Annotated in this window: 17 protein-coding genes; 3 read left to right on the top strand and 14 right to left on the bottom strand. The window is 62.1% G+C overall.

Translation table 11 applies throughout. The annotated features are described in order from the left end of the window. Positions 1 to 86: 86 nt before the first annotated feature. Positions 87 to 1,820 carry an allophanate hydrolase gene (gene atzF / locus AC4CWH_RS19370; RefSeq protein WP_491321968.1) on the top strand — a complete coding sequence of 578 codons (1,734 nt, stop codon included), beginning with the start codon at positions 87 to 89 and terminating at the stop codon, positions 1,818 to 1,820. A gap of 27 nt (positions 1,821 to 1,847) precedes the next feature. Here atzF and AC4CWH_RS19365 read toward each other — a convergent pair whose 3' ends face one another. The 11 genes from AC4CWH_RS19365 to AC4CWH_RS19315 all read right to left on the bottom strand — a co-directional run bounded on the left by AC4CWH_RS19365 (position 1,848) and on the right by AC4CWH_RS19315 (position 13,366). Continuing rightward, positions 1,848 to 2,498: a GntR family transcriptional regulator gene (locus AC4CWH_RS19365; RefSeq protein ID WP_491287420.1), complete on the bottom strand. Its 651-nt coding sequence runs from the start codon at positions 2,496 to 2,498 to the stop codon at positions 1,848 to 1,850. A 139-nt stretch (positions 2,499 to 2,637) separates the two neighbouring features. Next, a complete protein-coding gene (gene hpxZ / locus AC4CWH_RS19360; RefSeq protein ID WP_491287422.1) occupies positions 2,638 to 3,012 on the bottom strand; it encodes an oxalurate catabolism protein HpxZ in 375 nt (124 codons plus the stop codon). Positions 3,013 to 3,014: 2 nt separating this feature from the next. After that, entirely contained in the window at positions 3,015 to 3,800 is a 786-nt protein-coding gene (locus tag AC4CWH_RS19355) for a 5-formyltetrahydrofolate cyclo-ligase (protein ID WP_491321967.1), read from the bottom strand. Further along, positions 3,793 to 4,488 carry a cysteine hydrolase family protein gene (locus AC4CWH_RS19350; RefSeq protein ID WP_491287425.1) on the bottom strand — a complete coding sequence of 232 codons (696 nt, stop codon included), beginning with the start codon at positions 4,486 to 4,488 and terminating at the stop codon, positions 3,793 to 3,795. The genes AC4CWH_RS19355 and AC4CWH_RS19350 overlap by 8 nt, the downstream gene beginning before the upstream one ends. A gap of 12 nt (positions 4,489 to 4,500) precedes the next feature. Beyond that, complete coding sequence (locus AC4CWH_RS19345) at positions 4,501 to 6,042, bottom strand: ABC transporter ATP-binding protein (RefSeq protein WP_491321966.1); 1,542 nt, start codon at positions 6,040 to 6,042, stop codon at positions 4,501 to 4,503. Continuing rightward, complete coding sequence (atzD, locus tag AC4CWH_RS19340; protein WP_491321965.1) at positions 6,039 to 7,148, bottom strand: cyanuric acid amidohydrolase; 1,110 nt, start codon at positions 7,146 to 7,148, stop codon at positions 6,039 to 6,041. Before atzD ends, AC4CWH_RS19345 begins: the two co-directional genes overlap by 4 nt. A 14-nt stretch (positions 7,149 to 7,162) precedes the next feature. Beyond that, positions 7,163 to 7,885: a biuret amidohydrolase gene (biuH, locus tag AC4CWH_RS19335; protein ID WP_491321964.1), complete on the bottom strand. Its 723-nt coding sequence runs from the start codon at positions 7,883 to 7,885 to the stop codon at positions 7,163 to 7,165. Positions 7,886 to 7,894: 9 nt separating this feature from the next. Continuing rightward, the gene (locus AC4CWH_RS19330) at positions 7,895 to 8,827 is read right to left on the bottom strand and encodes an ABC transporter permease (RefSeq protein WP_491321963.1); all 933 of its coding nucleotides are present in this window, start codon (positions 8,825 to 8,827) and stop codon (positions 7,895 to 7,897) included. Continuing rightward, positions 8,824 to 9,903 carry an ABC transporter permease gene (locus tag AC4CWH_RS19325; protein ID WP_491321962.1) on the bottom strand — a complete coding sequence of 360 codons (1,080 nt, stop codon included), beginning with the start codon at positions 9,901 to 9,903 and terminating at the stop codon, positions 8,824 to 8,826. The genes AC4CWH_RS19330 and AC4CWH_RS19325 overlap by 4 nt, the downstream gene beginning before the upstream one ends. A 389-nt stretch (positions 9,904 to 10,292) precedes the next feature. Continuing rightward, complete coding sequence (locus tag AC4CWH_RS19320; protein ID WP_491321961.1) at positions 10,293 to 11,399, bottom strand: BMP family ABC transporter substrate-binding protein; 1,107 nt, start codon at positions 11,397 to 11,399, stop codon at positions 10,293 to 10,295. 290 nt (positions 11,400 to 11,689) lie between these two features. Then, complete coding sequence (locus AC4CWH_RS19315; protein ID WP_491321960.1) at positions 11,690 to 13,366, bottom strand: glycoside hydrolase family 13 protein; 1,677 nt, start codon at positions 13,364 to 13,366, stop codon at positions 11,690 to 11,692. 107 nt (positions 13,367 to 13,473) lie between these two features. On the opposite strand from AC4CWH_RS19315, the gene AC4CWH_RS19310 reads away from it, so the two are divergent. Both AC4CWH_RS19310 and AC4CWH_RS19305 read left to right on the top strand, forming a co-directional pair. Continuing rightward, on the top strand, positions 13,474 to 13,659 hold the full coding sequence (locus tag AC4CWH_RS19310; protein WP_491287439.1) for a hypothetical protein: 186 nt from the start codon (positions 13,474 to 13,476) through the stop codon (positions 13,657 to 13,659). Between the two features lie 10 nt (positions 13,660 to 13,669). Beyond that, complete coding sequence (locus AC4CWH_RS19305) at positions 13,670 to 13,876, top strand: hypothetical protein (protein WP_491321959.1); 207 nt, start codon at positions 13,670 to 13,672, stop codon at positions 13,874 to 13,876. 62 nt (positions 13,877 to 13,938) lie between these two features. Here AC4CWH_RS19305 and scpC read toward each other — a convergent pair whose 3' ends face one another. From scpC to AC4CWH_RS19290, 3 genes are all read right to left on the bottom strand, one after another. Beyond that, positions 13,939 to 15,453, bottom strand: a complete 1,515-nt coding sequence (gene scpC / locus AC4CWH_RS19300; RefSeq protein ID WP_491321958.1) for a succinyl-CoA:acetate CoA-transferase ScpC — start codon at positions 15,451 to 15,453, stop codon at positions 13,939 to 13,941. A gap of 129 nt (positions 15,454 to 15,582) precedes the next feature. Continuing rightward, complete coding sequence (locus tag AC4CWH_RS19295) at positions 15,583 to 16,824, bottom strand: MFS transporter (protein ID WP_491287444.1); 1,242 nt, start codon at positions 16,822 to 16,824, stop codon at positions 15,583 to 15,585. A gap of 5 nt (positions 16,825 to 16,829) precedes the next feature. Then, complete coding sequence (locus AC4CWH_RS19290) at positions 16,830 to 17,879, bottom strand: NAD(P)-dependent alcohol dehydrogenase (RefSeq protein ID WP_491287445.1); 1,050 nt, start codon at positions 17,877 to 17,879, stop codon at positions 16,830 to 16,832. Between the last annotated feature and the right edge of the window lie 58 nt (positions 17,880 to 17,937).

Genomic DNA, 17,937 nt, shown 5'->3' with positions numbered 1-17,937 from the left:
ACGCGCTAAAATAACTGCAACTGTTTTAGGAATCCGCTAGAGTCCTCAGCAAATCAGCATTTGCCAGATATTAAACGGGAATTTCCATGCGTTTAGCCGTCCGGTCGTCGTATTTTTCCGCAAGGGACGCTGTTGTCGAGTTCTATGATTCGGCGGAAACGTTGCGCGACCGTTCCGTGTTCATCTCGCTGAAGAAACGCGAGCGGGCACTGGCCGAGGCGGAAAGCCTGGAGGGCAGCGATTTCAGCGCCAAGCCGCTTTACGGCATGCTGTTTGCCGTCAAGGATAATATCGACGTGGTCGGCATGCAGACGACCGCCGGCTGTTCGGCCTTTGCCTATGACGCGCAGCGGTCGGCCGCGGTGGTGGAACGGCTGGAAGCGGCTGGCGCCATTCTCGTCGGCAAGACGAACATGGACCAGTTCGCCACCGGCCTTGTCGGCGTGCGTTCGCCCTTCGGCATTCCCCAGAATGCCTTGCGGGCCGATCTCATTCCCGGCGGCTCAAGCTCGGGCTCGGCGGTTGCCGTGGCGCGCGGTTTTGTCGATTTTGCGCTCGGAACGGATACGGCCGGTGCCGGGCGCGTGCCGGCGGGCATGAACGGCATTGTCGGGCTGAAGCCGACGCTTGGCCTCCTCCCCTCCACCGGCGTGGTGCCGGCCTGCCGTACCCTCGAAACCGTCTCGGTCTTTGCCCGCGACGTGGACTTTGCCTTCCAGGTGATGAACGTCTGCTCCGGATTTGATGCGAAGGACCCATTCAGCAAGCGGTTGCCGCAGCCCTCCATCGGCTCGGTTCCGCCGCGGCCGCGCATTGGCGTGCCGCGCGTCACCCAGCGCCAGTTCTTTGGCGATGAGGCGTCCGATAGAGCCTATGCGGCGGATCTGGAAAGCCTTGAGGCGCTTGGCGCCGACATCGTGGAGATCGATTTCGAACCCTTGCATGCGGCAGCCCGCCTGCTCTATGAAGGCCCCTGGCTTGCGGAACGTTATGTCGCGATCAAGGCCCTCATCGAGGAACATCCTTCGGCGCTGCTGCCGGTGACCTTCAGCATTATCAACGAGGCCCGCAACCTGGGCGCCATCGAAGCCTTTGAGGCCTTTTACCAGCGCGCCGAGCTGAAACGTCATGCGGAACTGGTGCTGGAGAAGCTGGATTGCCTGGCGGTGCCGACCATTCCGCGCTTCTACACCATGTCGGATATTGCGCGCGAGCCGGTCACCTACAATTCCAACCTCGGTGTCTACACCAATTTCGTCAACCTGCTGGATCTGGCCGCGATCACCGTTCCCGTCGGCGTACGGTCTGACAATCTGCCCTCCAGCCTGACCTTCATCGGCCCGGCCGGCAGCGATGGACTGCTGGCGGCCATGGCGCGGATGGCCGCCAGCCATGCGCGTCCTGTCAATCCCCCGCGCGCGGTAGAGGGACGGATCGAACTGGTGGTTATCGGCCCGCTCCTGTCCGGCCTGCCGCGCAATGCCGAGCTGAAGGGCATGGGCGCAAGCTTCCTTCGCTCCACCCGCACAAGACCCGATTACCGGCTTTTCGCCATGCCCGGAACCGTGCCGCCGCGGCCGGGCCTGCTGCCGGTGGCGCGCGGGCAAGGGGTTGGCGTCGAGGCGGAAGTGTGGTCGCTGGAACCTGCAGCCTTCGGCGCCATGTGCGCCAATCTTGCCAAGCCCTGCACCATCGGCACCGTGGCGCTTGCCGACGGCACGGAGGTGAAAGGCTGCCTGGTCGATGCCGCCGCCGTCGAAACGGCCATCGACGTCAGCGACTATGGCAGCTGGCGGGCGTTTCTGGCCGCCCGCAAATAAGACGCCAGATCTTGGCGGCAAAGGCCATCAGCCGCCGATCAGCTTGTGATAGGCATCTTCCACCTGGGTTATATGCCCGCGCATCATGTCTTCGGCCTGCCGCTCGTTGCCCCGCATGATGGCCTCGACGATCAGTCCATGTTCGGCATGCGAACGGGCCAGGCGGCCAAGCGTTGCAAACTGGGCGCGGCGAAACGGCTGCAGGCGCTGGCGCGTCGAATGGGTGATCTCATCGAGATAAGGATTGTGGCTGCCGCGATAGATGGCGCTGTGAAACCGCTCATTGGCGACAATATAGGCCGCCCGGTCGCCGGCAGACACGATCATCGCCATTTCGCCATGCAGCACATCCAGCCGGTCGCGTTCGCCAGCCGTCATGCGAAGGGCGCTGAGGCCGGCGCACAGCGCCTCCAGATGGCCCATCAGCTCGAACATGCCGGCAAGTTTTTCCTCGTCGGGCCGCGCCACGACGGTTCGCGTATGCGGCCGCTGGTCCACCAGCCCGCTTGCCGCCAGAAGCTTCAGCGCCTCGCGCACCGGCGTGCGCGACACGCAAAACTCGGCCGCCAGCTGGGTTTCATCGAGCACGGTTCCCGGCGCAAGCTCGGCTGTGATGATCCGCTCGGCCAACTGGCGGCGAATATCCTCGCTCGATGTGCGCGGTGTCTTTTCTAGCACGGCCTGTTCACTGTCCTGTCTTTATCGTCATGCGAGCTTTGACGGCACGCGCCGCAAACGCCGCGGCGTGCCGCCCGGCTGTGCCACACAGGCTTTTGGCAGGATTCGCGCCAAAAATGCAGCGCAAAAGCTGCGGACTTCATTCCGGCATCATGCTGACATGGGCCGCCGCCACCTTCCAGCCGTCTGGCGTGCGCAGCCAGGTCTGCATCTGCCGGCCCACTTCGCCTTTAAAATCAGGGCGGTGAAACAGCGTCGAGGCGGTGGCAAAATCACGCCCGTAGGTGGTAATCACCGTGCGCTCCAGCTTGCGCGTGAACGGCGCCTGCACGGCGCGAAAACCCTTCACCTCGTCAAATCCGTGCTGCACCTCCGACACGCCGTAGCGCACCGTCACGGGGCTCATCAGAAACAGCGACAGAAGCGTCTCGTTGTCATTGGCCAGAAGGGCTTTTTCGTAAAGGGCAAAGATCTCCTCCACCTCAGCGCGGGTTTCGGGATGGTTGATCTCCATCGTCAGGCCTTCCTGCTTTTCATCATGCGTGATTTCAGTTCGGTGAGAAACGGGATGTTTTCAAACTGGTCGGGGCGCACGCGGTCCCAGTCGACGCCCAGTGGGCGGGGCTGGCGATTGCCGGTGACGATCAGTTCGCCTTCTGTTGCCACCAAATCAAGCGGGGAATCATGGCTTTCGATCACCACGTCCGTGGCATCCACCAGCTGCAGGGAATGCACCGTCGTCACCAGCGGTGTGTCGTCGGTAATGATGCCCATCTCGCGAAAAATCGCCGTCTCCAGATCGGCAAAACCGGCGCCCTTGCCGGTGCGCCCGCCCTCCCGCGAGACGGCCACGGAGCCGACCACGCAGAAATCCAAGGGCTCGATCTCCTCAAAACCGATGCGCTCGCCATGCTCGACAAAACCTTGGGAGACGGCCGCAAGTTCGAAGGATATGCCCTTTTCGACAAGTTTTTTCGGATCAAGTCGCAGATAAGGGAAGTCCTTCGTGAGGTACGGCACCGGCGCATAAACGGTCTTGCCCTCGTAGAGTGCGCGAAGGCGGATGGGGATTTGCGGCGCATCCGGATTGGTTTTCACCGTGCGCGCCGCCCGCCATTCCGGTGTCTGCGACAGGAGATAGGCGGCATGGTCGGCGCCGACGAAATTCGGGATCATGCTCCAGGCGGGACCGACGGCCACGCCCTGTTCCTCAAGGGCGGCCCAGATGCGGTTGCGCACACGGTCTTTGCCGGTATTGCGCCCCGCCCAGCGGCCTTGCTGTGTCGTTTGCGCCTCAGGCATGGACAGGCGCCTCCGAGATGGCCGCCTCGAGCGCGGCAGAAGGCGTCGCCCAGCCAACGATGCCGCCCTGCGCCACCATCATCTCGATGGCGGCCTGCTTGAAATCAGCAAAATAGCTTTCCGTCGCATCCTCCACCAGCAGGCATTCATAACCGCGATCATTGGCCTCGCGCATCGAGGTCTGCACACAGACTTCCGTGGTGACGCCGGTAAAGAGGAGATGCGTGACGCCCTTATTATCGAGGATCGACTGGATGTCGGTGCCGAAGAACATGCCCTTGCCGGGCTTGTCGATCACCACCTCGCCGGCCACCGGCTTTAAAGCATCAACGATCTGGTTTCCCGGCTCACCTCGCACCAGAAGCCGGCCCATAGACCCGGCTTCACCGATCTTCAGCGGCGCATCGCCGCGCGCGATTTTGGAGGGCGGGCAGTCGGAAAGGTCAGGCAGATGCGCCTCGCGGGTATGGACAACCGGCCAGCGCTTGCGGCGGAAGAGTTCGAGCAGCTTTGATATGACGGGAATGATGGCTTCCAGCCGGGTCACATCATTGCCGAGCGCATCGCCGAAACCGCCCTTCTCGATAAAATCGCGCTGCATGTCGATAACGACAAGCGCAGTGCGGCCGGGAATGAAGGGATAGGCGTAAGGCCGGGCGGGAACGGGGATCGTCGTCGGCATGGTCATGATGGTCTGCCCTCAATGTCCGGCCATGTGCTGGCCAATCGTGTTGCGGTCCGTCGCTTCGGTTGCGGCGACATAGGTGATCGTGCCCCCGGACATCACCGCCACGCGGTCTGCCAGTTCGAGGATTTCATCGAGATCCTCCGAGACCAGTAACACGGCCGCCCCCCGGTTGCGCGCTTCCATGATCTGGCTGCGGATATCGGCGACGGAGGCGAAATCCAGCCCGAAACAGGGATTGGCAACGATCAGCACATCCACATCGCCCGAGAGTTCGCGCGCCAGAACCGCGCGCTGCACATTACCGCCCGACAGCGTCTCGATCGGCGCATCCGGCGATGTCGTTTTCACGCGGTAACGGGCAATCAGTTCCTCGGCCTTTGAGCGCATCGGCCCTTTCGACATCCACCAGCCAAGGCTTGCAATCGGCGGCTTGTCGAAGGAGCGGAAGGCGATGTTTTCAGCCACGCTCATGCGCGGCACGGTGGCGTTCTTCAGCGGCTCCTCCGGCAGGCCGAACACGCGAAACCGGTCGAAATTGCCGCGTTTCGGGGTAAACACCTCGCCGCGAATGGTGATTTCGCCATCGGTCAGCGGCCGCTGGCCGGCCAGCGTTTCCACCAGCGCGCTCTGCCCGTTGCCGGACACGCCGGCCACGCCGACGATTTCACCGCCACGGATCTTGAGGTTCACCCCCTGAATGGCGGGAAGGCCCGCATCGTCTTCGGCGCAGAGACCGGCCAGCTCCAGCACCAGCGGCTGCTCGGCAAGCGTGGCGCGGGTGGCGCGCTCGCGCACCTGCGTATCGCCGATCATCATGCGGCTCATCTCTTCGACGCTTGCCGTCTTTGCGTCCCCCTCGCCCGTCAGACGCCCGCGCCGCAGCACGGAGAAACGGTCACAGAAACTTTTCACCTCGCGGAACTTGTGGGAAATCATCAGCACGGTGATCTCGCCACGCTCGCACATGCCGTGCAGAAGGCCGAGCATCTCGTCGGCCTCGCCCGGCGTCAGCACCGAGGTCGGCTCGTCGAGGATCATGAAACGCTGGTCGAGGTAGAGCAGTTTGAGAATTTCAAGCTTCTGCTTTTCACCGGCAGAGAGTGATGACACCTGCGCATCAAGGGTCACCCGGAACGGCATGGTTTCCATGAAGGCATCGAGCGCCCGGCGCTCCCGCGCCCAGTTGATGACGGAGGGCGTATCGGCGCGGGAAATAACGAGGTTTTCCGCCGCCGTCAGGCAGGGCACAAGGGTAAAATGCTGGTAGACCATGCCGATACCGTGGGCGCGCGCATCGCGTGGCGAACGGATTATCACTTCCTGCCCGTCAAGCTGCACCTTGCCTTTGTCAGGAGAATAAAATCCCATGATGCATTTGACCAACGTCGATTTGCCCGCGCCGTTTTCGCCGAGCAGTGCGTGGAAGGAGCCGGCGGCGACATCAATGGAGACATCGCCAAGGGCGGTGAAGGTGCCAAACGTCTTGGTCATGCCCGTGGCCGACAGCGAGGGCGCCTTTCGGGCAGACGGGAATTCGAGAGGCAATGCGCTCATGCTTTCTCTCCATGTCTTGGGCCGGGGATCTCAGCGGTTCTGCGGGCGATGACGGCGACAGGCCCGCCGCCATCGGGTCCCTGATGTTCGGCGCCACCAGATACAAAAATCTGCGCGGTGCCGACCATGCCGGACAAAACACCGGCGACGAAGGCGCGGGCATGCCGGGTGGCGGAAATATCGCTATCGTCAAGCATGGTATGGCGGTCGCCGCGCAGCGTGCCTGATGTGCCGGGCTCAGCCTTGGCCAGCAGGGCGACGAAATCCGCCGCGCGGCCGATGCCAAGACGCTCCAGCATGGCGCGGAAAGGCTCGACATGGATGGCATCCACCATCACCGCATGATCGACGGTGAGCGGCCCGGTCCAGTCGCGGCTCATGCCGAGAACGACGATCTCGTGGTTTTCCAGTTCGACACCGGCCGAGGTGCTGGCGCGTGACGACCAGAGGGACAGGTCGCGGCAGATGAGGCCCTCATCGAAGGCATCGATGGACAACTCCCCCAGCGCCACGGCCACGCCCAGCGCCGAGGCGCCGCGCGAAAAGCCCATGGATTTCAGCGTATCGCGGGTGGTGACAGTCAACCCTTCCCGCGTGGCGCGGCTGATGCGTTCGGCCGTCAGCAGCGGGCATTTGATCTGGACGAAATGCACGTCGGCGGGATCGGTAATGCCGGCATCGGCCATTGCCGCGCGCACGCCTTCCGCCACCATCGCCACCTGGCTCAGCGTGCCCAGATGCTCGGGCCGAAGATTTTCCGTGAGTGCCGAGCCGATGGCAAGCGAAGAGGTGCCGCTCTTCGAAGAGTGGCCTTCCCGCCGTTCCAGCACCAGAAGATGCGGCGACAGCGCCCCTTCCGTGCCGCCGGACATGACATAGGCGATTGTGTTCACCGCCTCTGCGGGTAGATGCCGGGTGAGTTCCGCCTTCAGCGCCTGCACGGAAAAGGCGCGGGTGAAATCGTTGACGCAGCCATTGCCCTCGGTCTTGCCGAGGATCGCAACGATGCCGCCTGGCATGATCTCCCCCGTCTCGATGGCATGGGTAAGCCCGCTCACATCGTCGGGAGACGCCGTTGCGATCCGATGGACTTTTGCTTCCCGCATCAGGGCCTCCGCCATCAGGCGAGCGCCTTGATGAAATCGGAAGAGTTCGACACCGCGCCAAACACCCCGCCCTGCATCTTGATCATGTCGATGGCGGCGAGATGATTTTCGCGCTTGGTGGCCGCGCAGCAATCCTCCAGCAGCAGGCATTCGTAACCGCGGTCATTGGCATCGCGCATGGTGGTGTGGACGCAGACATCGGTGGTGACGCCTGTGAGCACGATGTTGCGGATGCGTTTCGTCTGCAGCACCAGTTCCAGATCGGTCGCGAGAAACGAGCCTTTGCCGGGCTTGTCGATGATCGCCTCGCCCGCTTCCGGCTGCAGTTCGGGGATGATTTCCCAGCCCGGTTCACCGCGCACCAGAATGCGCCCGCACGGCCCCTGATCGCCAATGCCGGCGCCGATGCGCTGCGAGCGCCAGCGCTTGTTGGCCGGAAGATCCGAGAGATCCGGCTTGTGGCCCTCGCGCGTGTGGATGATCGGGTAACCTTTGGCGCGGAGGGCGGCGAGAACGCGGGAAATGGGTTCGATCGGGGCACGAGTCAGCGAAATGTCATAACCCATGCTATCGACATAACCGCCCGGCGCACAAAAGTCCGTCTGCATGTCGATGACGATGAGCGCCGTGTTGTGCGGTCCCCAATCCCCATCGAACGGCCAGGGATAGGGATCGGCGGCGAGTGTTTTTCCGCCGGGGACCAGGGCGTTGGCGATGCGTTCGTCGAGCGTGTTCATCTGAAGGCCTCACTTGGTAATAGACAGTTCGCCCGGCGCCTCACGCGCGGCAGCCTTCGAACGGGCGGACGCAATCATGATGAAGAGCGTGAGGATGTAAGGGGCGGCGTTGAAGAAATAATAGCCTTGGGAAATACCGACCGATTGCAGCGAAGGCCCGAGCGCGCCGGCAGCCCCGAACAGGAGGGCGGCCAGAATGCAGCGCAGCGGCCCCCAGCGGGCAAAAATGACCAGCGCCACCGCCATCAACCCCTGGCCAGATGACAGGCCCTGGTTCCACGAACCCGGATAATAAAGCGACAGGAAGGCCCCGCCGATGCCGGCCATGAAACCGCCGATCGCCGTTGCGATGAAACGCACCAGATCGACCGAAACGCCCATGGCCTTTGCCGCCGGTGCGCTATCGCCGGTCATGCGAATGATGAGGCCGAAGCGGGTATTGCGAAACGCCCACCACATCAGGAGCGCCAGCGCCACGCCGACGAAGAAAAGCGGGTTCACCTCCAGCGCCTGGGCAAGGCGCGGATCGCCGGTCCAATCGCCAAGCGCAATGGCTTCGAGCCGCGGTGCCTGCGGCTGGATGTACGGCTTGCCGAAAAAGAAGGCGAGACCGGTGCCAAAACTCAAAAACGCAATGCCGATGGCGATGTCGTTGACCTTCGGCAGCTTGCAGATGAAGCCATGCAGCGCCCCGAGCACGAGACCGGCGCAACCGCCAAAAAACACGCCCGCCCACGGGTTTCCCGTGAGATAGGAGGCGGCGTAGGCCACCATCGCACCCAGCACGAGGCTGCCCTCCAGCCCGAGATTGATGCGGCCGGATTTCTCCGTCAGGCATTCCCCGAGCGCCACGAACATGAAGGGCGTCGAGACACGGATGGCACCGCCGAGCATGGCGATGAGGGCGGTGACAAGGGCGCCGTCGCTGATGGTTCCGCTCATGTGCGTTCCTCCACGCTTTTCGGCTGGAAAAAGGGAATGCGGCCGTAAAAGGTTTCGCTGGTCAGGAGGACCACGAAGATGAGGCCCTGCAGCACGAGAACGGTCGCATCCGGCATGCCCATGCGCCGCTGGATGACACCGCCGGCCGCCGCCAGCGCGCCGAACAGGATGGCGACCGGAATGACGGCAAGCGGCACCTGGCGGGCGAGAAAGGCAACGAGAATGCCGGTAAAGCCATACCCCGCCACCAGCGAGGCATTGGCTTGCCCGTGAACGGCCGCCACTTCATAAAAACCGGCAAGACCGGCGCAACCGCCGGCGAGCACACAGCAGAGGACGATGAGCTTGCCGACGGGCAGCCCTTGCGCAAGGGCGGCCCGCGCATTGCCGCCGGTGACGCGGGCGGCAAACCCAAACGTGGTGCGCGTCATCAGCACATGCAGGATAATGGCGAGGATGAGGCCGGCGGCCAATCCCCAATGCACCTGCGTGCCCGGAATGGCGCCGATACGATAGGCATCGCCGATCGGCATGGTCGAGGGCTTGTTGGCAGAGGCCGGATCCCGCAGCGCGCCCTCCACGAAAAAATTCATCGTGGCAATGGCGATATAAGACAGAAGCAGCGACGAGATGGTTTCGTTGACGCCCCGATAATAGCGCAGCCAGCCCGCAAGACCGATCCAGACGCCGCCGGCGAGCATCGCGGCAAGCGCCATCACGGGAAGCGTGAGGAACGGCGGCACGCCGGCTGTCACCAGCGGAATGGCAATCGCTGCCGCCCCAAGCCCGCCCAGCACCAGTGCCCCCTCGCCACCGATCATGGTGAGCCCGATACGGGCGGGAATGGCAAAGGCAAGGCCGGTGAGGATCAATGGTGCTGCCCGTTGCAGCGAGTTCTGGAAGGAAAAGCTGGAGCCGAAACCGCCGACCCAGATCAGCTGGAAGAACAGCGCCGGCGATTTTCCGAGGCTGAGAAGAAACAGCGAAAACAGCGCCGCAGACACCAGCAGCGCTGCAACCGGGATAAAGATGGATTCGGCAAATTTCAGCGTGCCGACGCTGGGTCGGCGCTTCATGAACGCCCCCGAAAGAGGTTGAACCGTCATGTCTGCCACTTGCACGCTCCTCTCACCGGAAATCTGCCCGGAGGATGGGTGAAACCGACTTTTAAGGGCCGGTCCTGCTGGGGCCACCCTGCCGCAGGGGGACCCCGTTTGCGCTGCGTCAAGAAGGGATCGACTTTGCGCCCTTCTCCCGGACGTTGGCGGTGATGGCACAAGGCGGAAGGCCCCTCCCCAACCCCTCCCCGCAAGGGGGAGGGGCTAACCTGCCGCACCGCCGCCGGCCCAAAATTGGGGCATGGCGGCTCCGCTTGTCTTCTCCCCCCTTGTGGGGGAGATGGCCGGCAGGCCAGAGAGGGCCTTCACCTATATCCAATCGCCATTGCGTCCACGCGCTGAGAGTATCAGGTGATCGAACCCTGCACGCCGTCCAGCAGCCAGTTCATGCCGTCGAGATAGGGGTCGTAATTGTCATAGGTCTTGTCGACGACGACCTTGCCCTGGTTGTCCTTCAGCGTGCCCTTGTAGATCGGGGCGCCGCCCTTCAGTGCTGCGATGGCGGCATCGGCAGCCTTCTTGGCCGCGTCCGTGGCACCGGCGCCGTAAGGCGTGGAGCGCAGCATGTCCTTGTCGTAACCGCCAACCAGAAAGTTCGGCAGGGTCTTCTTGGCGGCGATATCGGCGGCAAACGACTTGTAGATCGTTTCCCACTTGTATTCGGCGCCGGTGATGAAGCCTTTTGGCGCAAGCGGCGCCTGCGAAGCGTTGTGGCCGAGCGACTTGACACCACGGGCTTCCGCCGTCTCGATCACCACCTTCGGGCTATCGACATGGCAGGTGATGACATCGCAGCCGGCATCAACCAGCGCGTTGGTGGCTTCCGCCTCGCGCACCGGCAGCGACCAGTCGCCGGTGAAGATGACGCGCACGGTGGCGGCCGGATTGACCGAACGGGCGCCGAGCAGAACCGAATTGATGTTGGAGAGAACGGAAGGAATGGGCTTTGCCGCGACGAAGCCGATCTTGCCTGATGCCGACGACAGGCCTGCCGCCACGCCGTTCACATAATGCGCCTGGTTGAGATAGGGGAAATAGGAGCCGGCATTTTTCGGATCCTTGTCCTTCGACCAGAGCGGCGCCGCATGGCGGAACTCGACGGCCGGATATTTCTTGGCCATGTCGACGACGAAGGGATTATAATACCCGAAGGACGTCGCAAGGATCAGGTTTGCGCCATCCAGATTGATCATGGACTCGATCGACTTGGAAACGGCATCCGTTTCCGGCACGTTTTCCTCTTCGATGACGGTGACGCCGGAGACACCCTTCAGCGCGGCAGCAGCCACCGCATGCGCCTGGTTCCAGCCGAAATCATCGCGCGGGCCGACATAAACGATGCCGACGGTAACGGCGGCTTCGGCGCTCGCCATGCGCATCGGCAGGGTTGTTGCAGCAGCACCGGCAAGGCCAGCCTTGATCAGCGCGCGGCGAGACAGTTCGTATCGAGACATTGGCACTCCCCTTGTTTTTGCTTCAACCCCGTCCGGGTCTTCGCAAAGAACAATGCAAAGGGCATGCCATGCGCTTTATGCCGGCCAAGCACTTGAAATCATTTGTGTGGCGGCAAATGCACCATCTGCTTTGTCTTGATTATATATTCATCATTATTTATAACTTGATTAAATAATAATCATACTTGATCCGATTGCATACAACGAAAGCCGCCACTGACGCATGTGCCTGGAACCGGGAGAGCGGGCAGCCGTGCGCTTCCCCCTCTCCTTCAAAAGCTCGAAAACACTCAACCGCGCGTCAGCACCGCAAAGGATTCATAAGGCTGCAGCGTCATGCTGCCCTTCACCTCGGAGACCGGACCATAGTTCCAGACGAGCGCCTCGCCCCGGGTTTCCAGCTCAGTGGGGACTTCAAGTTCAAGCGGTTTGCCGCTGAAGCTTGCAATCACCGTCACCCGCTCGCCTTCCAGCGTTCGCGTATAAACGAAGACGTCCGGATGCCGGTCAAGGAAGGACTGGTAGCTGCCATAGACGATGACGTCATGGCTCTTGCGAAGCGCAATCAGCTTTGCGTGGTGATGGAAAACGGAGTTCTCATCGGCAAGCGCGGCGTGCGCGTTGATCTGCCGGTAATTGGCGTTTACCGCAATCCACGGCGTGCCGCTGGTAAAGCCCGCCTGCGGTCCGTCGCTCCACTGCATGGGCGTGCGGGCATTGTCGCGGCTGTTTTCGTTGGCGCCCTTGATGAAGTTTTCTTCCGAAAGCCCGGCCTCGATGTTCAGCCGATGCATGTTCAGCGTCTCGATATCCCGGTATTGCGAAATACTCTCGAACGGCACATTCGTCATGCCGATTTCCTCGCCCTGATAGATATAGGGCGTGCCCTTCATCAGGTGCAGCACGGTTGCCAGCGTCTTTGCCGAGTGAAGCGGGAAATTGCGGTCGTCGCCGTAGCGGGACACGGCGCGCGGCAGATCGTGATTGCCCCAGAACAGCGAATTCCAACCATCCTGCGAAAGCGCATGCTGCCATTTTGTAAAGGCGGCCTTCAAGCCGACGAGATCGAAGGGTTTCGAGCGCCATTTGCCAAAGGTTTCGTCCCAGCGCTGCGTCACATGCTCGAACTGGAAGACCATGGAAAGCTCGCCGCGATCCCGCCCGGAATAAAGCAGCGCAGAGCCTGGCGTCACGCTCCAGGTTTCGCCCACCGTCAGAACATCGCGATGGCCAAAGGTTTCCCGGTTCATCTCCTGGAGATAGTCGTGCAGATGGGCACCATCGCTGGTGATGCCGGCATCCACTTGCTTGCCGATGAGGTCGATCACATCCATGCGAAAACCGGCAATGCCGCGATCGAGCCACCAGTTCATCATGCGGTAGACTTCTGCCCGCACCTTCGGGTTCTCCCAGTTGAGATCCGGCTGGCGGCGGGAAAACAGGTGCAGGTAATATTGGCCCGTCGCCTCGTCCAGCGTCCAGGCAGGACCACCGAAATTAGACTGTAGCGGGTTCGGCACGCCGCCATCCTCTGCCGGATCACGCCAGATGTAGAAATCGCGAAACGGATTGTCGCGAGATTTGCGGGCGTCAACAAACCATGCATGTTCATCCGAGGTGTGATTGACGACGAGGTCGAGCAGGATGCCGATGCCACGCTCTTTTGCGGCCGCCAGAAGACGGTCGAAATCCTCAAGCGTGCCGAATTCCGGTGCGATATCCTGATAGTCGGAGATATCGTAGCCATTGTCATCCATGGGTGACTTGAAGATCGGCGAGAGCCAGATGACGTCGATGCCGAGCTTTTCCAGATAATCCAGCTTCGAAATGATACCGGGGATATCACCGATGCCATCGCCGTTACTGTCGGCAAAGCTGCGCGGATAGATCTGGTAGACGGTGGCGGAGTGCCACCATTTGCGCGGCAGAACGCCGGCTTGCGGCAGATGATGCGTCACCTCAGGCATGGATGTCTCCTCTTTGATCCTCTCCAGCATGTAGGGAGGTTTTCGGGAACATCACCCCCCGGGCGGCTGTTCGATCCCTATCGACGAACGATCCGAGGAGGTTCACCATGAACAGCAAGCTTCCCCCCGTGCCCGGCGACAACCGCAGCCCGAAGGGGCCGGGCGAACCGGCACAGGCCGACCTCAACGAAGCCGCGGCCGCGGACCCCAAGGCCAACAATTTCGACAAGCAGGGCCAGCAGGGCAATTCAAAGGTCAACACCACCCATCAGGGCTATCAGCAGGACCGATAGGAGCGCGATGATGAGCACATCCACCAAACATCCGAACACCATCCGCCAAGGCGGACCGGGTTCCTCCGACCAGAACGCCAAGGCGCCACTCGATCTGCGCAAGCCGCCGGCGGATTCGGACAACGGCGCAACTGCCAAGGTCTCCGGCGGTGGTGGCGAGCGTGACCATCACCACAGCCATGATCCGGCCGCCAAGGGCGGCACGTCGCACGGCTGATCTTCAGACCGATGTAACGCCCGTGCAGGTGCCGGTGGCGCCTTGCGCGGGCGTTGCCTTATCTATTCGGCGGCGGCGCGGGCGATGGGCTTCCGCATGTCGCCGCTGTCGCGGCTGCGCAGGTGCCAGGAAAATGCCTCTTCCAGAAGATGCGGCGTATGGCCACCGCGGGCGACGGCGCGGTCGAAATAATCCTGCAGCTCGGCGCGGTAGCTCGGATGCACGCAATGGGCGATGATCTTTTGAGCCCGTTCGCGTGGAGCAAGTTCGCGCAGATCCGCCAAACCGTTTTCCGTCACGATGATATCGACGTCATGCTCGGTATGATCGACATGGGCGACCATCGGCACCACCGAGGAAATGCGTCCGCCCTTGGCGAGCGACTTCGTGACGAAAATGGAAATGTAGGCATTGCGGGCAAAATCGCCGGAGCCGCCGATGCCGTTCATCATCTGCGTGCCGTTGACATGGGTAGAGTTCACATTGCCGTAGATATCCACCTCCAGCGCCGTGTTGATGCCGATAACGCCGAGACGGCGGATGACTTCCGGATGGTTGCTGATCTCCTGCGGGCGCAGCACCAGCCGGTCTTTATAGCGCTCGAAATTGCCGTAGACGCGGGCGCTGCAGGCCGACGACAGCGTGATGGACGAGCCCGACGCGAAGGAGAGCTTGCCGGCATCGAAAAGATCAAACGTGCTGTCCTGCAGCACTTCGCTGTAAAGGCGTAAGTGGTGGAACGGCCCGTCCGACAGCCCCGCCAGAACGGAATTCGCAATCGTGCCGATGCCGGCCTGCAAGGGATTGAGCGTCAGGTCCAGCCGGCCGAGCCTCACTTCATCCTCGAAGAAGGCAATCAGGTGATCGGCAATCACCTGCGTTTCGGCATCCGGCGCCTCGATGGTGGAAAAGCTGTCATGCTCGTGGGTGATGACGATCGCGGCGATCTTGTCGGGATCAACAGGGATATAGGGCAAGCCGGCGCGCGTATCGCAGGCCACCACCGGAATGGCCTCGCGCGTCGGGCGTTTCGTCGGGATATAGATGTCGTGCAGGCCTTCGAGGTCGAGCGACTGCGACAGGTTGATCTCGATGATGATCTTCTTGGCAAGGATCGCAAAGCTTGCGGAATTGCCGATGGAGGTGGAGGGAATGATACCACCGTCTTCGCGGATCGCGGCGGCCTCGATGATCGCGTAGTCGATGGGTCCAAGCTGGTTGGAACGCAGGTGTTCCACGGTTTCGGAAAGATGCTGGTCAATGAACATCACCTCGCCGCGATTGATGGCCGCGCGCAGCGTCGCATCCGTCTGAAACGGCATGCGACGCGCCAGCACATGCGCTTCCGTCAGCATCCGGTCGATATCATGGCCGAGCGACGCGCCGGTCAGAAGCGTGATCTGGAAGGGATCGGTCTTTGCCCGCGCCGCCATGGCAAGCGGCACGGCCTTGGCATCGCCGGCGCGGGTAAACCCGCTCATACCGATGATCATGCCATCGCGGATGAGGCTTGCAGCCACTTCAGGGCTTACGATCCGGTCCATAAGGGAGGGGCGTCTGATACGGTCTTCAAGCATGGCCTTGCGTCCTGGCGTTTCATCAAAAGTCCTCCCGACGCCAAACCTAGTGGCCGATCATGGCTGCGCCTTGACCGAAATCAAGCGCGCCCTCGGGATCAGGGAATGAAACGGCGCCTCTTGCGCCGCTCAGCCTGCCGCGCGCCGGTGTCCCGCCTGCTCGATCATGAACAGCACCACGCCCAAAATGCCGAGCAGGCTGCCGAAGGCGGCGGTGCCGGTCCAGCCGCCATAGTGATAGGTGAGCGTGCCGAGCGTCGAGCCGATGGCGCCGCCGATGAAGGCTGAGGTCATGTAGATGGCGTTGAGGCGGCCGCGCTTTTCCGGCGCGATGGCAAAGATGATGCGCTGGCTGACGATCTGGTTTGCCTGCACGCCCGCATCGATGAGGACAGCGCAGAGGCCAAGAAGAACAAGAGCACCGGCTGCCACCGCATAACCGCTCGCTGCAAAAAACACCGCAAGCCCCACCATGGCCGTGACCGACAGCAGTCGCCCAAACCCGCGATCGGCAAGCCGCCCGACAATGGGTGCGGCAAGCGCGCCGCCGGCACCGGCCAGCGCAAAAAGGCCGATCTGGTGCTGACCAAGGTCAAAACGTTCCGACAGCGCAAAGGGGATGGCCGTCCAGAACAGGTTGAAGGCGCAGAACACGATGGCCTGATAAAGCGAGCGCCAGCGCAGCACCGGCGTCTCCCGGATGAGCGTGCCCATGGATCCCAGGATCTGCGGATAGGTCATGCCGCTCTGCGGCTGCTGACGCGGCATCATCTTCGCAAGTGAAAGTCCGATCACCGCCATCAGCCCCGCAGACACGAAAAAGATCGCCCGCCAGCCAAAACTTGCCGCCACAAACAACGAAACGGGCCGCGCCAGCATGATGCCGGTCAAGACGGCGGCCATGACATTGCCGACGACGCGACCGCGTTTTGCAATCGGAACCCGGTGGGCGATGAAGGGGATCAGCACCTGCGCGCCGGTGGAGCAGACGCCGATGAGGAAGGAGGCGAGCACGAAGGGGAGAACGGCGCTGGAGAGCCCCATGCCGACAAGGCCAAGCATGGTGATGGTGAGCGTGATCAGCACCAGGCGCTTGTTTTCCACGAGATCGGCGAGCGACACCAGGAAGAACAGGCCGATGCCGTAGCCGATCTGCGTGACGGAGGTGAGCGCACCGGCAAAATCGGCGTTAATGCCGAGGTCGGCGGCAATCTCGCTCACCAGCGGCTGGGCATAATAGATATTGGCGACGAGCGAACCCGCCGCCAATCCGATGATGGAGATCAACGCCGCCGAAGGGGCTTCCGGCTCTGCCTCCACCGTTTCGGAACGAGGCGGAGCGTTCAAACCTTCGGAGCGTTGGTCCATCATGTGTTTCAGGCCTTCGGCAGCGTTGCCATGTCGATCACGAAGCGGTAGCGCACGTCGCTCTTGATGACGCGCTCATAGGCTTCGTTGATATCCTTGATGTCGAGCAGTTCGATTTCCGGCAAGATGTCGTGCTTGCCGCAGAAGTCCAGCATCTCCTGCGTTTCCTTGATAGAACCGATCATCGAGCCGGCCAGCGTGCGGCGCCCGCCGATCAGCGAGAAAGCATGCACCGGCACCGGATTTTCCGGAACGCCGAGCAGAACCATCGTGCCATCGACCTTCAGGAGCGACAGATAGGCGTTCCAGTCGATCTCGGCGCTGACGGTGCAGAGGATAAGATCGAATGTGCCGGCGAGCGTCTTGAATGTTTCCGCGTCCGATGTCGCGTAATAGGCGGTGGCGCCGAAGGCGAGGCCATCGTCTTTTTTCGACAGGCTCTGCGAAAGCACGGTCACATCAGCACCCATGGCCGCGCCGATCTTGACGCCCATGTGGCCGAGGCCGCCCATGCCGATGACGGCGACCTTCTTGCCGGGACCGGCCTTCCAGTGGGCGAGCGGCGAGTAAAGCGTGATGCCGGCGCAGAGCAGCGGGGCTGCGCGGTCAAGCGGCAGGTTTTCCGGGATGGAGAGGACATACCCTTCCTTCACCACCATGCTGTCGGAATAACCGCCATAGGTCGGCGTGGTGCCATCGGCTTCGTAGGCATTGTAGGTGCCGACAAGGCCCGGCTGATACTGTTCGGTGTCGAGGTCGCGGCTTGCGCAATGAACGCAGGAATCCACGAAGCAGCCAACACCGACGTGATCGCCGACCTTGAATTTCGTCACATTGGGGCCGACGGCCGTGACGATGCCGGCGACTTCATGACCGGGTACCATCGGATAGATCGAACCGCCCCATTCGTTGCGGGCCTGGTGGATATCCGAGTGGCAGACGCCGCAATATTTGATGGAAATGACAACATCGTCCTCGCGCGGCTCGCGGCGCTCAAAGGTGAACGGTTCGAGCGGCTTGGACGCATCGGTTGCCGCATAGCCTCGTGCAATAGCCATGATGATAACCTTTCAATGGGGTGGACCAGTAGACTGATCAGGGAGTGACAGACTTCAA

The sequence above is a fragment of the Neorhizobium sp. PAMB6716 genome, from assembly GCF_058242805.1.
Note: the sequence above shows the minus strand (reverse complement) of the source record. Positions and strands in the feature narration are given on the sequence as shown.

What these genes read in the sequence shown, in the direction of transcription:
- atzF (WP_491321968.1), top strand. Translation starts at nt 87, where the DNA reads ATGCGTTTAGCCGTCCGGTCGTCGTATTTTTCCGCAAGGGACGCTGTT.
- hpxZ (WP_491287422.1), bottom strand. Translation starts at nt 3,012, where the DNA reads ATGGAGATCAACCATCCCGAAACCCGCGCTGAGGTGGAGGAGATCTTT.
- AC4CWH_RS19355 (WP_491321967.1), bottom strand. Translation starts at nt 3,800, where the DNA reads ATGCCTGAGGCGCAAACGACACAGCAAGGCCGCTGGGCGGGGCGCAAT.
- AC4CWH_RS19350 (WP_491287425.1), bottom strand. Translation starts at nt 4,488, where the DNA reads ATGACCATGCCGACGACGATCCCCGTTCCCGCCCGGCCTTACGCCTAT.
- AC4CWH_RS19345 (WP_491321966.1), bottom strand. Translation starts at nt 6,042, where the DNA reads ATGAGCGCATTGCCTCTCGAATTCCCGTCTGCCCGAAAGGCGCCCTCG.
- atzD (WP_491321965.1), bottom strand. Translation starts at nt 7,148, where the DNA reads ATGCGGGAAGCAAAAGTCCATCGGATCGCAACGGCGTCTCCCGACGAT.
- biuH (WP_491321964.1), bottom strand. Translation starts at nt 7,885, where the DNA reads ATGAACACGCTCGACGAACGCATCGCCAACGCCCTGGTCCCCGGCGGA.
- AC4CWH_RS19330 (WP_491321963.1), bottom strand. Translation starts at nt 8,827, where the DNA reads ATGAGCGGAACCATCAGCGACGGCGCCCTTGTCACCGCCCTCATCGCC.
- AC4CWH_RS19325 (WP_491321962.1), bottom strand. Translation starts at nt 9,903, where the DNA reads ATGAAGCGCCGACCCAGCGTCGGCACGCTGAAATTTGCCGAATCCATC.
- AC4CWH_RS19320 (WP_491321961.1), bottom strand. Translation starts at nt 11,399, where the DNA reads ATGTCTCGATACGAACTGTCTCGCCGCGCGCTGATCAAGGCTGGCCTT.
- AC4CWH_RS19315 (WP_491321960.1), bottom strand. Translation starts at nt 13,366, where the DNA reads ATGCCTGAGGTGACGCATCATCTGCCGCAAGCCGGCGTTCTGCCGCGC.
- AC4CWH_RS19310 (WP_491287439.1), top strand. Translation starts at nt 13,474, where the DNA reads ATGAACAGCAAGCTTCCCCCCGTGCCCGGCGACAACCGCAGCCCGAAG.
- AC4CWH_RS19305 (WP_491321959.1), top strand. Translation starts at nt 13,670, where the DNA reads ATGAGCACATCCACCAAACATCCGAACACCATCCGCCAAGGCGGACCG.
- scpC (WP_491321958.1), bottom strand. Translation starts at nt 15,453, where the DNA reads ATGCTTGAAGACCGTATCAGACGCCCCTCCCTTATGGACCGGATCGTA.
- AC4CWH_RS19295 (WP_491287444.1), bottom strand. Translation starts at nt 16,824, where the DNA reads ATGATGGACCAACGCTCCGAAGGTTTGAACGCTCCGCCTCGTTCCGAA.
- AC4CWH_RS19290 (WP_491287445.1), bottom strand. Translation starts at nt 17,879, where the DNA reads ATGGCTATTGCACGAGGCTATGCGGCAACCGATGCGTCCAAGCCGCTC.